We start from the raw sequence: 14,396 nt of genomic DNA, 5'->3' as shown, positions 1-14,396 counted from the left end.
CGCGTGGCGGGGCCGGAACTGCCCATCTACAGTTGGCGGCATACGGCCGGTCGGCCGGTCGTATGGGATACCCGACGACGTGTGATCCACGCCGTCTGCAGTGCAGGAAGTGTGCGAAATGCCTTTCACAGGCGGTAACAGGGCCGGCTCCGGAATCAAGGTGGGGCCGGACAGCGGATATTTCCGGCGGTTGGGCCGTCGGCTGACAGCCGATCTGGACCGCCTCGACGCCGAAGAACTGGCCGAGACGTCCGAGGCCTCCGGGGCGTGCCGGGCGGACGAATGCCGGCGTGGCGAGGAGGTCACCATGCTGGGCAAGCTGCGCAGCGTGGAGGCGTGCCCGAAGGCGGCGGGCGCCAATCTGCAGGCCGAGTTCTACGACGGCACCGATGCGGTCACGCTGGTGTGGATCGGGCGACGACGCATCCCGGGAATCGAGTCGGGACGCCGTATCCTGGTCCGCGGTCGCATCGGGGAACGTGATGGGGCCAAGGTGATCTTCAACCCCTACTACGAACTACGCGAGAATTCCTGACGCATGCCGATTCCCAGCAGCGACGACGGGCCCGAGCGCGCCGCGGTCGCCGACAGCGGGCGGGCCGCCGAGCCCGCCGACGACGACTACGAGGCCGACTACGAGGCCGAGCGCGAGGAGGCGCCGCAGCAGACCCTGCTGGACCAGATGGGCGGCCTGAGCGGACTGGTCTACTCGACGCTGCCCGTGGTGGTGTTCGTCCCCGTCAATGCGCTGGGGGGATTGACCGCGGCCATCTGGGCGGCGCTGGGCGTCGCGGCGGCGATCCTGGTGTGGCGGCTGGTCCGTCGCGACGCGATCCAGCCGGCCATCTCCGGCTTCATCGGCGTCGGCGTCTGCGCGTTCATCGCCTACCGGATGGGTGCCGCGAAGGGTTTCTTCGCCTTCGGCATCTGGACCAGCCTGGTGTACGGGGCGGTGTTCCTGGCGTCGCTGCTGGTGCGCTGGCCGCTGGCCGGCGTGATCTGGGGGCTGCTCAACGGCCACGGCACCGACTGGCGCTCCGACCGGCGGGTGTTGCACCTCTACGACCTGGCCACCGCGGTGTGGGTGCTGGTGTTCGGCGCCCGCTACCTCGTCCAGTCGCAGCTGTACGACGACGACGCCACCGGACTGCTCGCGGTGGCCCGCATCGCCATGGGCTGGCCGCTGACCGCGATCGCGCTGCTGGTCACCGTGTGGGCGGTGCGCCGGGCGGGCCATCTGCCCGCGCGGGCCGGCGCCCGCTCGGGCCGGCATCAGGCTCGTCCGGACTGAATCGCCCGGTCGGAGCCGAACTGCCGCGCGTGCCCACACCTTTGGGGGCGCCGAGCGCATCCAGGTGGGGTGGAACCCACCCCTGGGGTACCTATTTCGAGACCCCGGATAGTCGCACGATCGTTGGTGAGATCAGCGATCGGCGAAAGGATCCGCCAGTGGGTACCGAGAACAGCACGGTGGCGTTGCAGGAACGGCCGCGGGGCCGGGGCACCAGGTCGCCCAAGACCGGCGCCGTCGGCTCGGAGAGCCGCCGGGCCGCGGCCGAGCTGGACCGGTTGATCGGGCCGGCCGCCGCGGGAGACCGGCAGGCGGTGAACGACATCGTCAAGATCGTGCAGCCGCTCGTGCGGCGTTACTGCGCGGCCCGGATCGGCGGGGGCGGGCACCTGCACGTCACCGCCGAGGACATCGCCCAGGAGATCTGCATCGCGACCGTGCAGGCCATCCCGCGCTACCGCGATCAGGGCAAGTCGTTCCTGGCATTCGTCTACGGCATCTCCGCCAACAAGGTGGCCGACGCGTTCCGCCGCGCCCAGCAGCATCCGGCCTACCCGGTCGCCGAATTCCCGGACGAGCCGTGCACGGCGGCGGGCCCGGAGGAGATGGCGCTGGTGTCCGAGCGGCGGCGTGCCACCCGCGAACTGATGAAGGTGCTGGCGCCCGCGCACCGCGAGGTGCTGGTGATGCGGATCGTGCTGGGCTGGACCGCGGCACAGACCGCGGAGGCGATCGGCACCAGCCCGGGCGTCGTGCGGGTGATGCAGCACCGGGCGCTGAACAAGCTGCGCGCCGAGCTGAAGGTGGTGCGCTGACCCGCACGTGCGGGCGCGCGGGAGTTCGCCAGGACCCTCCGGCGTCCGCCGCGCACGTCGAACGGCTACTCCGCGGCCGCGTCGAAGCCGTTGACGCCCAACGCCTTACGGAGTTCGTCCTCGGTTTCGACCGCGGCCACGAAGAGCAGTTCGTCGTCGCCTTCGAGCGGGTCGTCGGCCTGCGGGACGATGACCCGGCCGCCGCGCAGGATCGTGACCAGGGCGACGTCGCGCGGCAGCGCCAGGCTGCGCACCGCCCGCCCGGCCAGCGGGGTGTCGGCCGGGAGGGTGATCTCCACCAGATTGGCCTGGCCCCGCCGCAGCGTCATCAGCCGGACCAGATCGCCGACCGAGACGGCCTCCTCGGCCAGCGAGGCCAGCAGTCGCGGCGTCGACACCGCGACGTCGACGCCCCAGGAACTGTCGAACAGCCACTCGTTGCGCGGATCGTTGACCCGGGCCACCACCCGCCGCACCCCGAACTCGGTCTTGGCGAGCAGGCTGAACACCAGATTCGCCTTGTCGTCGCCGGTGGCGGCGATCACCACCTCGTGATCCTGCAGCCGGGCCTCCTCGAGCAGTTCCAGCTCGCAGGCGTCGCCGTGCACCCATGTCACGGCGGAAGCGACGCGACCGGAGGCGGCAGCCCGCGTCACCACGGAGGGAGCCGCATCGGACCCAGCGGGAGCGACGCGACCGGAGGCGGTGGCTTGCGTAGCCACGGGGGGAGCCGCGGACGCCGCATCGGACCCGGCGGCCGGGTCGACGTGATCTATGCGGCGTTCCAGCAGCATCACCTCGTGGCCGCCGCGTAGCAGTTCCTGGGCGATGGATCGGCCGACCGCGCCGGCCCCGGCGATCGCTACCTTCACGACTTGTCCTCGCTCGACGGAGATGTGGCGGCCAGCGCGACGGCCGCGCCGACGCTGCCGGAGGTGGCCGCGACGTACACGGTGTCGTCGGCCTGCAAGACGGTCTTGCCGGTGGGCAGGACGCCCTGCCCGAAGCGGATCAGGAAGGCCACCCGGGCGCCGATCGTGTCCTCCAGTTCCCGGACCGTGCGGCCGTACCAGTCCTCGTGCAGGCCGAGTTCGGTGACCGCCACCGTGCCGGTGGGGTCGCGCCAGGTGGTGCCGCCGTCCTCGTCGAGCAGCGTGCGCAGGAAACGGTCCGTCGTCCACGGCACCGTCGCGATGGTCGGGATGCCCAGGCGCTCGTAGACGGCCGCGCGCTTGGCGTCGTAGATGCGGGCCACCACGCGCTCCACCCCGAAGGTCTCCCGGGCCACCCGGGCCGAGATGATGTTGGAGTTGTCGCCGGAGGAGACCGCCGCGAAGGCGCCGGCCCGCCCGATTCCCGCGCGCTCCAGCACATCCCGGTCGAAGCCGACACCGGTGATCCGGTCACCGGCGAAGTCCTTGCCCAGGCGCAGGAACGCGCTGGAGTCCCGGTCGATCACGGCCACCTCGTGACCGACCCGGACCAGGGCGCGCGCGAGCGAGGAGCCGACCCGGCCACACCCCATGATCACTACGTACACCGTGCCAACCCCAATTCCGAAAACCGTGATGCGTGGTCTGGTTTTCCCGTGCACGAACGGTACCCGCCGACCATCGACGACACCCACTTTCCCCCTCCGGGCGGGCTTCAAACCGCGACGAGACGAGAACGACGCCGGGATGGCATCCGTCCGGCAATCGGTTTGCGCCGACGATTCGTGGCAGCCGGACGGACCGATCGGCACTCCCTTATGCTCGCGGGGTGTCCAAGCTGACGACGGCCGCGAAGCGAATGGTGGTCGGCCGCCCTTTCCGTAGCGACTCGCTGGGGCATACCTTGCTGCCCAAGCGGATCGCGCTGCCGGTGTTCGCCTCCGATCCGATGTCCTCGGTCGCCTACGCACCGGAGGAGATCTTCCTGGTGCTGTCGGTGGGCGGATTGTCGGCGTTCGTCTTCGCGCCGTGGATCGGTGTCGTGGTGGCTGTCGTGCTGACGATCGTCGTCGCCAGCTATCGGCAGAACGTGCACGCCTACCCATCGGGTGGGGGAGATTTCGAGGTCGCCACCGTCAACCTCGGCGAAACGGCCGGCCTGGTGGTCGGCAGCGCCCTGCTGGTCGACTACGTGCTGACCGTCGCGGTCTCGATCGCCTCGGCCGCCAGCAACATCGGGTCGGCGATCCCGTTCGTCGGGACGCACAAGGTGTTGTTCGCCGTGGTTGCCATCGTGGTGCTGACGGCGATGAATCTGCGCGGTATCCGCGAGTCCGGTACCGCGTTCGCGATTCCTGCCTACGCGTTCTTGTTCGGCATGTTCGGCATGTTGGGCTGGGGGCTGCTGCGGGTGTTCGTGTTCGGCGATGAGGTGCGCGCCGAGTCGGCGGGGTTCGAGCTGCGGGCCGAGGACCAGCACCTGTTCGGGATCGCGCTGGTGTTCCTGCTGGCGCGGGCATTCTCCTCCGGGTGTGCCGCGCTGACCGGAGTGGAGGCGATCAGCAACGGCGTACCGGCCTTCCGCAAGCCGAAGTCGCGCAATGCCGCGACCACCCTGCTGATGCTCGGCATCATCGCGATCACGCTGTTCATCGGGATGATCGTGCTGGCTCGCAGGATCGGTGCGGTCATCGCGGAGCATCCCGATCAGCTGATCGGCGCGCCTCCCGGATACCAGCAGAAGACTCTCATCGCGCAGATCGCACACGCCGTGTTCAGCGGGTTCCCGGTCGGGTTCTACTTCGTCACCGGAGTGACGGCGCTGATCCTGGTGCTGGCGGCGAACACCGCGTTCAACGGGTTCCCGGTGCTCGGTTCGGTGTTGGCGCAGAACCGCTTTCTGCCCCGGCAGCTGCACACCCGGGGGGATCGGCTGGCATTCAGCAACGGGATCCTGTTCCTGTCCGGCGCGGCGATCGCGTTCGTGGTGGCCTTCGGCGCCGAGGTCACCAAGTTGATTCAGTTGTACATCATCGGTGTGTTCGTGTCGTTCACGCTGAGCCAGACCGGCATGCTGCGGCACTGGACGCGACTGCTGCGGACCGAGACCGATCCGGCGCAGCGTTCCCGGATGAAGCGCTCCCGGGTGATCAACGCGCTCGGCCTGGTGGCCACCGGTTCGGTGTTGGTGATCGTGCTGGTCACCAAGTTCCTGGCCGGAGCGTGGATCGCGATCGTCACCATGGGGGCGATCTTCGTGGTGATGAAGATGATTCGCCGGCACTATGATTCGGTGTCGCGGGAGCTGGACGAGCAGGAGTGGGACGGCGTGCTGCCGAGCCGGACCCATTCGATCGTGCTGGTGTCGAAGCTGCACCTGCCGACCCGGCGGGCGATCGGCTACGCGCGGGCAACGCGGCCGGACGTGCTCGAGGCGGTGACGGTGAACGTCGACGAGACCGACACCCGGCAGTTGGTGCGCGAATGGGAGAAGAGCGATATTCCGGTGCCGCTGAAGGTGATCGAATCGCCGTATCGCGAGATCACCAAGCCGGTGGTCGATTACGTCAAGCGGGTGCGGCGCGATTCGCCGCGCGATGTGGTGACGGTGTTCATCCCCGAGTACGTGGTGGGGCACTGGTGGGAACAGGTGCTGCACAACCAGAGTGCGCTGCGGTTGAAGGGCAGGCTGCTGTTCGAGCCCGGCGTGATGGTGACCAGCGTGCCGTGGCAGCTGAGTTCCTCGTCGGCCAAGGCCGATCAGGGTATCGAGAACGCGCCGGGTGCGGTGCGGCGCGGGTACGGCGAGCGGTCGTGAGCACGCACTCGGTTCGTCCTGTGCCGAAACGGTTTTCCGGTGCGGGTGCGCGGTGAGCGCGGCCGGCGGATCGAACTGGGCCGGGTCGGTCGTCGAGCTCCGGCTGGGCGCGCCCGGGCACGGTGGTTTCTGTGTGGCGCGGCACGAGGGGCGGGTCGTGTTCGTCCGGCACGGGCTGCCGGGGGAACTGGTGCGGGCGCGGGTGACCGAGGACCGGGGCAAGTCGTTCTGCCGGGCCGAGGCGATCGAGATCGTCGAGGCATCGCCGGACCGGGTGCCGGCGACGTGTCCGGTATCGGGTCCGGGCGGTGCGGGATGCTGTGATTTCGCCTTCGCGACGCCACCGGCGCAACGGGCGCTGAAGGCGGCGGTGGTGGCTGAGCAGCTGCGCCGGCTGGCGCGGTGGGAGACGAAGGTGGAGGTCGAGCCGATCCCGTTGGCGGACGGGGCGTTCGGCTCGGTGTCCGGCGGCTGGCGCACCCGGATCCGGCTTGCGGTCGATGCCGCGGGCCGGGCGGGCGTGCATCGGTACCGCAGCACCGAGGCGATCGCGGACCTGCGGTGCCCGCAACCGGTTCCGGGGGCGATGGACGGCATCGCCGAGCGCACCTGGACGCCCGGCGCCGAACTCGTGGTGGCGGTGGACGGCGACGGGCTGCGGCACATCGTGGAACTCGCCCCGTCGTCGCAGCGGGACCGCCGCGGCGGCGACCGGCGCAGCACCGCGGCCCGGCGGTCGGCGGCGCACGCGGCCCGGCCCGAACGCGTGGTCTCGGGCAGCGGGCGCACCGTGCAGTACGTGGACGGCCGTCGCTGGGAGGTCTCGGCGACCGGCTTCTGGCAGCCGCACGCCGGTGCGGCGCAACGCTATTCGGATGTGGTGGCGGAGTGGGCCGCTGCCGGGCCGGGCGCGTCGGCCTGGGATCTCTACAGCGGCGCGGGCGTTTTCGCCGCGCGACTGGCCGGTCAGGTCGGCGCCGGGGGTGCGGTGCAGGGCGTCGAATCCGCGCGCTCGGCGGTCGCCGACGGTGCCGCCGCCCTGCGCGACCTGCCCTGGGTGGACCTGACCGCGCAGCGCGTGGAACGCTGGCTGGCCGGCCGGATCGGCTCGGCCGCACCGCAGGTCGTGGTGCTCGACCCGCCGCGAGCGGGCGCCGGCAAGGAGGTGGTCACCGCCCTGACCGCCTGCGCGCCCGCCCGCATCGTCCATGTCGGCTGCGATCCGGCCTCGTTCGCCCGCGACATCGGCTGCTACCACGAGTCCGGATACCGCGTCACCCGGCTACGCGCCTTCGACGCCTTCCCCGCTACCCATCACGTCGAGTGCCTGGCATTGCTGGAGCCCCTCGGATCCTGAACGTCCGCAAAGCATGTGGCGCCGTCCGCGGACGACATGTCGCCGTTTCCGCGCCAGGATGCCGAACGGTTTCGGAGGAGGCCATTGCGGGTGCGTGGTGTCGGTCCGGTGCAAAGGGTGCGAGAGGGGAGTGAACGTGCCCGGCACCTCTCGCCGGACCAGGCGAATCCCCTGCGCACGTCCGGGGAAGTCGGCGCGCCGTCGTGGGGGTGGGTAGCGGACGATCGTAAGGGATCTACGCTCGGTGCTGCGGGGGCCGGTCGACGCCGGTGCGGCGTCAGTCGAGCAGCCAGGTGACGCGGAGGGCGGCGGTGAGCTGGGATTCTCCGTATTCGAGGGGGACCGGGTCGACGGGGGCCGCCAGGGCTACGGCCTTGATCTCGGGACCGGAGACCGGGGTGGGCGGTGCGGCGGTGTGCTCGGTGATCTCGAGCACGGGGCCCAGCGTTCGGGCTGCCCGGGTGGCGTAGCGGGTGGCCTTGGCGTGGGCATCGTCCCAGGCCGCGTCGCGGGCGCGGGTGAGCAGCGCCGCGGTGTCGGCGAAGGTGAGTTGCAGGCCGCCGAGGCGGACCTCGTCGCCGCCCGCGTCGACGGCGTGCGCGACGACCGTCGCCGGGTCGGGGTCGCCGGAGTCGGTGCGGTCGGCGCGCAGCGATACCGACAGCGCGGTCGTGGCCAGGTAGCCCGTGATCCGGGTGTCGCCGCCGTCGAGCCAGGTGGTCTCGGTGCGGACCGACAGACCCGTGGTACCGATATCGGCCGGGCGCACACCGTCGGCGCGCAGCGCGCCGGTGACCGCCGTGGTGCGTTCGCCGGCCTGGCGGTAGGCGAGAGCCACGGTGCTGGAACGGGTTTCGATGGAGATCGACACTCGCACGAGGTCGGGGGTGCCGGTGGCGGTGCCGTGCCCGAAGGTGGTCACCGTGGCGGGGTGGGGCCGATCGTCGGTCATCCGGGTCCTCCTGGGTCTATGGGGCGGTGTCGATGGGGCGGTGTGGATGGATCGTGTGCGCCGGTGGGCCGCGGACGTTCCCGCGCGTGGGCCGTGCCGTCGATCCTGCCCGCTCCGGCCGATGCCGCCCAGCAGCGACGTGGGCCCGTCCGAACGCGACCGGTCGCTGCGGCGGGCCCGGCCGGTTCGGCGATCGACCCGGCACCGTCTACCGTGGTGTCACGCAGCGGCGGAGGCCGTCGCCAGAGTGCTTGGGACACAGCACACAGCTCGTCCGGGCGGCGTCAGGACATGACACGCACCACAGCGGACCCGCGTGTCGCATAGCAGCCTTCGCATTCTGGTCATCAGGGGCCTGGACGGCTCCGTAGACTGTCTGAAACAGACGAGCGATCCAGAGGGAGTAACAGCGGTGGGAATTCTTTCCCGGATCGATACGCCCGAGGACCTGCGCCGGCTGAAGGTCCCGGAGATCGAGGAGCTCGCCGAGGAGATCCGCGAGTTCCTGGTGCGCAAGGTCGCGGTGACGGGTGGTCACCTCGGGCCGAACCTCGGCGTGGTCGAGCTGACGATCGCGCTGCACCGGATCTTCGACTCGCCGGCCGACCCGATCCTCTTCGACACCGGCCACCAGGCCTACGTGCACAAGATGCTGACCGGTCGCCAGGACGGCTTCGACACGCTGCGCAAGCAGGGCGGCCTGTCCGGATATCCGAGCCGAGCGGAGAGCGCGCACGACTGGGTGGAGTCCTCGCACGCCTCCGCGGCGCTGTCGTACGCCGACGGGCTGGCGAAGGCCTTCGCGCTGAGCAAGCAGCGCCGGCACGTGGTCGCCGTGGTCGGCGACGGCGCACTCACCGGCGGCATGTGCTGGGAGGCGCTGAACAACATCGCCGGCGGGCCGGACCGCTCGCTGACCATCGTCGTGAACGACAACGGCCGCTCGTATTCGCCCACCATCGGCGGCGTGGCCGACCGCCTGAGCGCGCTGCGCATGCAGCCCGTCTACGAGCAGGCCCTCGACGCCACCAAGCGGTTCGTGCAGGGGATCCCGCGCGTCGGCGGTTCGGCGTACTCGATGCTGCACGCGTTCAAGGCCGGCATCAAGGACGCGGTGGCCCCGCAGGAGCTGTTCAGCGATCTCGGCCTGAAGTACCTCGGCCCGGTGGACGGGCACGACACGGTGGCCCTGGAGGCGGCCCTGCGCCGCGCCAAGGACTTCGGCGGCCCGGCCATCGTGCATGTGGTGACGCAGAAGGGCCGCGGCTATCAGCCGGCCGAGGACCACGAGGCCGACCAGATGCATTCGATCGGCGCCATCGACCCCGAGACCGGGCAGCCGCGCGGCGGCAAGTCCGTCGGCTGGACGTCGGTGTTCTCCGACGAGCTGATCCGCCAGGCCGAGCAGCGCGACGACGTCGTCGCGATCACCGCGGCCATGCCGGGCCCGACGGGGCTGGCGCCGTTCGGCCAGCGTTTCCCGGACCGCATGTTCGACGTCGGCATCGCCGAGCAGCACGCGATGACCTCGGCGGCCGGACTGGCCCTGGGCGGGATGCATCCGGTGGTGGCGATCTACTCGACATTCCTCAACCGCGCCTTCGATCAGCTGCTGATGGACGTGTCGCTGCTGCACCTGCCGGTCACCCTGGTACTCGATCGGGCGGGCATCACCGGCGACGACGGCGCCAGCCACAACGGCATGTGGGACCTGTCGGTGCTGGGCATCGTGCCGGGCATCCGCGTGGCCGCCCCGCGCGACGCGGCGACGCTGCGCGAGGAGCTGGCCGAGGCGCTCGCGATCAGCGACGGGCCGACCGCCGTCCGTTTCCCGAAGGGCGCTGTCCCCGAGGAGATCTCGGCGGCCGAGCGGCTGGACGGGGTGGACGTGCTGCGGCTGCCCGAGGGCGGCGCCGCCCAGACCGTGCGCGGCGACGTGCTGCTGGTCGCGGTGGGCCCGTTCGCGCAGATCGCGGTGCAGGCCGCGGATCTGCTGGCGGCGGAGGATATTTCGGTCACGGTGGTGGATCCGCGCTGGGTGCTGCCGGTCTCGGATACGGTCGTGAAACTGGCCGAGAACTACCGCCTGGTCGTGACGGTGGAGGACGGCGGGACGCACGGCGGCGTCGGCTGCACGGTCTCGTCCCGGCTGCGCGCGGCCGGAATGGACGTGCCGACCCGGGACCTCGGTGTGCCGCAACAGTTCCTGGACCACAGCTCGCGCGCGCAGATCCATCAGGAACTGGGCCTGACTCCCGACGACATCGCCCGGCGCGTCACCGGGTGGCTCGGGGGAGTCTGAGCAGCCGCCCTGTGCGGATTTTCTGAAACCGGTTACAGGTTTTTCGAACCGTTACCGGAGGGAGTTCGCATGTCGTTCGTGCTCGTCGAGAAGCCTCGCCCGCAGGTCGCGCTGGTGACCCTGAACCGGTCCGAGCGGATGAACGCCATGGCCTTCGACGTGATGGTGCCGCTGCGCGAGGCCCTGGAGTCGGTGGCCGCCGACAACGACGTGCGCGCGGTGGTGCTGACCGGTGCCGGGGACGGCTTCTGCTCCGGCGCCGACCTGCAGGGCGCGGGCAAGGTGCCCAATATCGGCGGGCTGACCAAGACCAGCATCGCGCGCCGCTCGATGGATCTGCTCAACGACGTGATGATCGCCCTGCGGCGCATGCATCAGCCGGTGATCGCGGCGATCAACGGCGCTGCCATCGGCGGGGGCTTCTGCCTCGGCGTCGGCGCCGACATCCGGATCGCCGCCGAGGGCGCGTACTTCCGCGCCGCGGGCATCAACAACGGGCTCACCTCCACCGAACTCGGCATGAGCGGTCAGGCCCGGAGGCGGCAGCGGAGCGTCACCACGGAGGGCCCCGCCCATGCCCAAAAGGGATGCGCGCGCGGCGGGACCGGCGCCCGCCGATCTTCGAGGACTGAACGCCGTCGGCTCGACACCCCCGGGACGGCGCGGAGAGAACGCGGAGAGAAGTTGTCGCCGAACCGGTTACGACGGTCCGGGGCCGAACAGGGCGGCGGTCAACCGGGGCACCGCGAGTGCGCGCTGCCAGGGCCGGGCGCCGCCCGCCGCGAGGTAGTCGTCGACGGCGCGTTCGGGATCCTCCGGGACTGTGGCGGAACCGAACTCGGCCAGCCCGTCCCAGCACAGCCGGCGTAACAGGTCCGGGGTCAGCAGATTCTCCACCGGAATCGCGTAGTCGTCGGACAGTTCCGTCATGGCGGCGCGGGCGCGGGTCAGGCGGGCGGCCGCGGCCGGATCGCGGCGTTCCCAGCGATTCACCGGCGGCGGCCCGTCGTAGGGCTGGGTGAGGGGCGGTAGCTCCGAATCCGGCAGGGCCCGAGCCTGTTCCACCGCGGCCAGCCAGTCGCGCGAATATCGGCGCTGGCGGGGCCCGCCGAAGATCGGCAGGGCGCGCAGCTGTGCGATCGAGGCCGGATCCGCCTGCGCCGCCGCGACGATCGCCGAATCCGGCAGGACCCGCGCCGGTGCGACGTCGCGCTGACGGGCCAGATGATCACGGGCCAGCCATAATTCGCGTACCGTCGCGAGCTGGCGGGCCCGGCGTAACGTGTGGATGCCCGAGGTGCGCCGCCAGCGATCCGCTTTCGGCGGTGCCGGCCGGCTGGTGCGCACGTGCTCGAATTCCTGTGCCGCCCAGCCGGTTTTCCCTTGGTCGTCGAGCGAGGTGGCAACCGCCTCGCGCAGCTCCAGCAGCAACTCCACATCGAGGGCGGCGTAGTTGAGCCAGTCCGCGGGCAGCGGCCGGGTCGACCAGTCGGCGGCGCCGTGGCCCTTGCGCAACTCGCGGCCCAGCAGCTTCTCCACCATCGCGGCCAGCCCGACCCGCTCGAAACCGGCCAGCCGACCGCCCAATTCGGTATCGAACAGCCGTGCCGGAAGCAGGCCGAGTTCCGCGAGCCCCGGCAGGTCCTGATCGGCCGAATGCAGCACCCACTCCAACCCGTTGATCGCCTCGGCCAGCGGGCCCAGCGCGCCGTCCACCGGGACCGGATCGATGAGGAAGGTGCCGGAGCCGTTGCGCCGCAACTGGATCAGATATGCGCGATTGGTATAACGGAATCCCGATGCGCGCTCGGCGTCGACCGCCAGCGGGCCCGTCCCGGCCGCGAGCCGGGCGGCGGCATCGGCGACCGCCGCGGCGGTGTCCAGTACCGGCGGCACACCGTCGGCCGGTGCCAGCAGCGGCACGGTGACATCGTCGGTTCCGCCGATCCCAGGAGGGGGATTCTCGGATTCGTCGGCTATGGGCATAGCCCTGAACTTTACGTGGCGGTCAGAACTGGTCGTCGGCAATCTGTGGAGGCGGCCGCAAATGGGTGATGCCCGCCGGTGGCAAACCGGCCGCATAGGCCAGTACTTCGCAGAAAGCCTCGACGTGCGGTCGGAGTTCGGGGGAGCCCACCGTCCACGACGCGCGCAACTCCAGCTGATAGGCGCGGGGCGGTCCGGCGATATCGCCGTAGCGGACCGAACTGGTGGAGGTGACGGTACCGCCCAGCGCGGTGCACGGTTCGCCCCGCGATTCCAGCGCGTCCACCAGCCAGCTCCAGGCGACCTCGGGCAGCAGCGGATCGCCGGCCAGCGCGGCGTCGATATCGGCCTGGATGTAGGCCACGAGACGGAACACGCCGTGCCAGGCCTCGTGGCCCTCGGGGTCGTGTAGCAGGATCAACCGCCCGAACGCGTCGCCCTCCGAATCCACCGGGACGACGTTCGCGTCCGGATGTTTGACTTCGGCTCCGATGGCATAGGAATACGGTGCCAGGCGTTGCGGCGGCCGGATCGGTGCGAGCTCGATCCTGGGGTGCACGGATGCGCTGCCCATCGCATCGACCGCGGCGCGAAATTGGGCTGGTTCGCTGTCGGGGCCCGGGGTCGGTGCGGCGCCGTCGCGGAAGTCGAGCGGTGTCACGAATGCGACGGTAGACCCGAACGGCCCGGCGCGGTCGGAGGCGCGCCGGGTAGCGGCGGTGCGGACGGCCGTCGCGGCCGCATACGATGGCCGTGATGAGCACTCCAACTCGCCGCCGGTTGTCCGATGCGCCGTTTCTCGCTGCCGCCACGGGCGGCACGCCGAACCGGCGACCCGTCTGGTTCATGCGTCAGGCCGGGCGGTCGCTGCCCGAGTACCGCGAGGTGCGGGCCGGCGTCGGGATGCTGGAGTCGTGCTTCGACCCCGAGCTGATCTGTGAGATCACCCTGCAGCCGATTCGCCGGCACGGCGTGGATGCGGCGATCCTGTTCTCCGACATCGTCGTTCCGCTCAAGGCGGCCGGGATCGACCTCGACATCGCGCCCGGGGTGGGGCCGGTGGTCGCGAATCCGGTGCGCACCGCCGACGACGTGCGCGCCGTGCCGAGGCTGCGCCGCGAAGAGGTGGGCGCGGTGGTCGAGGGGATACGGCTGCTGCTGAACGGGCTCGGCGACGTCCCGCTCATCGGATTCGCCGGTGCCCCTTTCACTCTCGCCTCGTATCTGGTGGAGGGCGGCCCGAGCAGGCATCACGAGCGCACCAAGGCGATGATGTACGCCGATCCGGACACCTGGCACGCGCTGCTGGGCGTGCTCACCGACATCACCATCGAATTCCTGCGCGCACAGCTGGGCGCGGGCGTGGACGCGCTGCAGCTGTTCGACTCCTGGGCCGGCGCGCTGTCGCTGGCGCAGTACCGGGAATTCGTGCTGCCGCACTCGGAACGGGTGTTCGCCGAGCTCGCGGCGGCGGGCGTGCCGCGCATCCACTTCGGAGTGGGCACCGGCGAGCTGCTGGGCGCGATGGGGGAGGCGGGCGCCGATATCGTCGGTGTCGACTGGCGCGTACCGCTCACCGATGCCGTCCGGCGGGTAGGTGCCGGAAAGGCGTTGCAGGGCAACCTCGATCCGGCCGTGCTGTTCGCGGGGCCCGCGGCGATCGAGCGCGAGATCCGCCGCATCGCCCACGAGGCCGACGAGGCGATCGCGATGGGCGCCGCCGGCCACATCTTCAACCTCGGTCACGGGGTCCTCCCCGACACCGACCCCAGCGCCATCACCGCGACCGTCGAGCTGATCCACAGCCTGCCCACCCCGCTGTAGGCGCCGTGCGCGGCAGTCCGATATCGGTCCGGTGCGAGCGTTATGTACGCCTGGGCCGTTGAGCTGTACCGGCCTTTTCGTCCCCGGTCCGGCCGTCGGTTGCGGCAGACATTCGGTTG

Annotated in this window: 12 protein-coding genes and 1 pseudogene; 8 read left to right on the top strand and 5 right to left on the bottom strand. The window is 70.8% G+C overall.

From position 1 onward, the window contains the following. Window positions 1-118 precede the first annotated feature (118 nt). From D892_RS0136200 to D892_RS0136190, 3 genes are all read left to right on the top strand, one after another. On the top strand, window positions 119-535 hold the full coding sequence (locus D892_RS0136200) for an OB-fold nucleic acid binding domain-containing protein (protein ID WP_084161360.1): 417 nt from the start codon (window positions 119-121) through the stop codon (window positions 533-535). Window positions 536-682: 147 nt separating this feature from the next. Next, window positions 683-1,291, top strand: a complete 609-nt coding sequence (locus D892_RS42995; protein WP_051500046.1) for a DUF3159 domain-containing protein — start codon at window positions 683-685, stop codon at window positions 1,289-1,291. Between the two features lie 185 nt (window positions 1,292-1,476). Then, window positions 1,477-2,106 (top strand): sigma-70 family RNA polymerase sigma factor, encoded by a 630-nt coding sequence (locus D892_RS0136190; protein WP_051500044.1) that lies wholly within the window; start codon window positions 1,477-1,479, stop codon window positions 2,104-2,106. Between the two features lie 65 nt (window positions 2,107-2,171). On the opposite strand, the gene D892_RS0136185 is transcribed toward D892_RS0136190, so the two are convergent. Together D892_RS0136185 and D892_RS0136180 are read right to left on the bottom strand one after the other, a co-directional pair. Next, entirely contained in the window at window positions 2,172-2,978 is an 807-nt protein-coding gene (locus D892_RS0136185) for a TrkA family potassium uptake protein (protein WP_024805932.1), read from the bottom strand. After that, complete coding sequence (locus D892_RS0136180; protein WP_024805931.1) at window positions 2,975-3,646, bottom strand: TrkA family potassium uptake protein; 672 nt, start codon at window positions 3,644-3,646, stop codon at window positions 2,975-2,977. The genes D892_RS0136185 and D892_RS0136180 overlap by 4 nt, the downstream gene beginning before the upstream one ends. A 221-nt stretch (window positions 3,647-3,867) precedes the next feature. Between D892_RS0136180 and D892_RS0136175 the strand changes: the two genes are divergently transcribed. Both D892_RS0136175 and D892_RS0136170 read left to right on the top strand, forming a co-directional pair. After that, window positions 3,868-5,856 carry an APC family permease gene (locus tag D892_RS0136175; protein WP_024805930.1) on the top strand — a complete coding sequence of 663 codons (1,989 nt, stop codon included), beginning with the start codon at window positions 3,868-3,870 and terminating at the stop codon, window positions 5,854-5,856. A gap of 52 nt (window positions 5,857-5,908) precedes the next feature. Next, window positions 5,909-7,213 carry a class I SAM-dependent RNA methyltransferase gene (locus D892_RS0136170; protein WP_036571110.1) on the top strand — a complete coding sequence of 435 codons (1,305 nt, stop codon included), beginning with the start codon at window positions 5,909-5,911 and terminating at the stop codon, window positions 7,211-7,213. A gap of 277 nt (window positions 7,214-7,490) precedes the next feature. Here D892_RS0136170 and D892_RS0136165 read toward each other — a convergent pair whose 3' ends face one another. After that, a complete protein-coding gene (locus tag D892_RS0136165; protein ID WP_024805928.1) occupies window positions 7,491-8,165 on the bottom strand; it encodes an SIMPL domain-containing protein in 675 nt (224 codons plus the stop codon). 412 nt (window positions 8,166-8,577) lie between these two features. On the opposite strand from D892_RS0136165, the gene dxs reads away from it, so the two are divergent. Continuing rightward, the gene (gene dxs, locus D892_RS0136160) at window positions 8,578-10,467 is read left to right on the top strand and encodes a 1-deoxy-D-xylulose-5-phosphate synthase (protein ID WP_024805927.1); all 1,890 of its coding nucleotides are present in this window, start codon (window positions 8,578-8,580) and stop codon (window positions 10,465-10,467) included. Between the two features lie 69 nt (window positions 10,468-10,536). Beyond that, window positions 10,537-11,337, top strand: a complete 801-nt coding sequence (locus tag D892_RS49890; protein ID WP_369801791.1) for an enoyl-CoA hydratase-related protein — start codon at window positions 10,537-10,539, stop codon at window positions 11,335-11,337. Here the strand turns inward: D892_RS49890 and D892_RS0136145 are convergent. Both D892_RS0136145 and D892_RS0136140 read right to left on the bottom strand, forming a co-directional pair. Then, a pseudogene (locus tag D892_RS0136145) lies at window positions 11,248-12,453 on the bottom strand (HRDC domain-containing protein); the annotation flags it as partial. The gene D892_RS49890 and the pseudogene D892_RS0136145 sit on opposite strands and share 90 nt — an antisense overlap. Before the next feature lie 22 nt (window positions 12,454-12,475). Continuing rightward, complete coding sequence (locus tag D892_RS0136140; protein WP_051500041.1) at window positions 12,476-13,027, bottom strand: DUF3000 domain-containing protein; 552 nt, start codon at window positions 13,025-13,027, stop codon at window positions 12,476-12,478. Window positions 13,028-13,200: 173 nt separating this feature from the next. On the opposite strand from D892_RS0136140, the gene hemE reads away from it, so the two are divergent. Then, the gene (gene hemE / locus D892_RS0136135) at window positions 13,201-14,277 is read left to right on the top strand and encodes a uroporphyrinogen decarboxylase (RefSeq protein WP_024805923.1); all 1,077 of its coding nucleotides are present in this window, start codon (window positions 13,201-13,203) and stop codon (window positions 14,275-14,277) included. Window positions 14,278-14,396: the final 119 nt, after the last annotated feature.

The organism is Nocardia sp. BMG51109, assembly GCF_000526215.1.
In the GTDB taxonomy this organism is placed as follows: domain Bacteria; phylum Actinomycetota; class Actinomycetes; order Mycobacteriales; family Mycobacteriaceae; genus Nocardia.
The sequence above is the reverse complement of the archived record's forward strand: the minus strand, read 5'-3'. Positions and strand labels throughout refer to the sequence as shown.

What these genes read in the sequence shown, in the direction of transcription:
- D892_RS0136200 (WP_084161360.1), top strand. Translation starts at nt 119, where the DNA reads ATGCCTTTCACAGGCGGTAACAGGGCCGGCTCCGGAATCAAGGTGGGG.
- D892_RS42995 (WP_051500046.1), top strand. Translation starts at nt 683, where the DNA reads ATGGGCGGCCTGAGCGGACTGGTCTACTCGACGCTGCCCGTGGTGGTG.
- D892_RS0136165 (WP_024805928.1), bottom strand. Translation starts at nt 8,165, where the DNA reads ATGACCGACGATCGGCCCCACCCCGCCACGGTGACCACCTTCGGGCAC.
- D892_RS49890 (WP_369801791.1), top strand. Translation starts at nt 10,537, where the DNA reads ATGTCGTTCGTGCTCGTCGAGAAGCCTCGCCCGCAGGTCGCGCTGGTG.
- D892_RS0136140 (WP_051500041.1), bottom strand. Translation starts at nt 13,027, where the DNA reads ATGGGCAGCGCATCCGTGCACCCCAGGATCGAGCTCGCACCGATCCGG.
- hemE (WP_024805923.1), top strand. Translation starts at nt 13,201, where the DNA reads ATGGCCGTGATGAGCACTCCAACTCGCCGCCGGTTGTCCGATGCGCCG.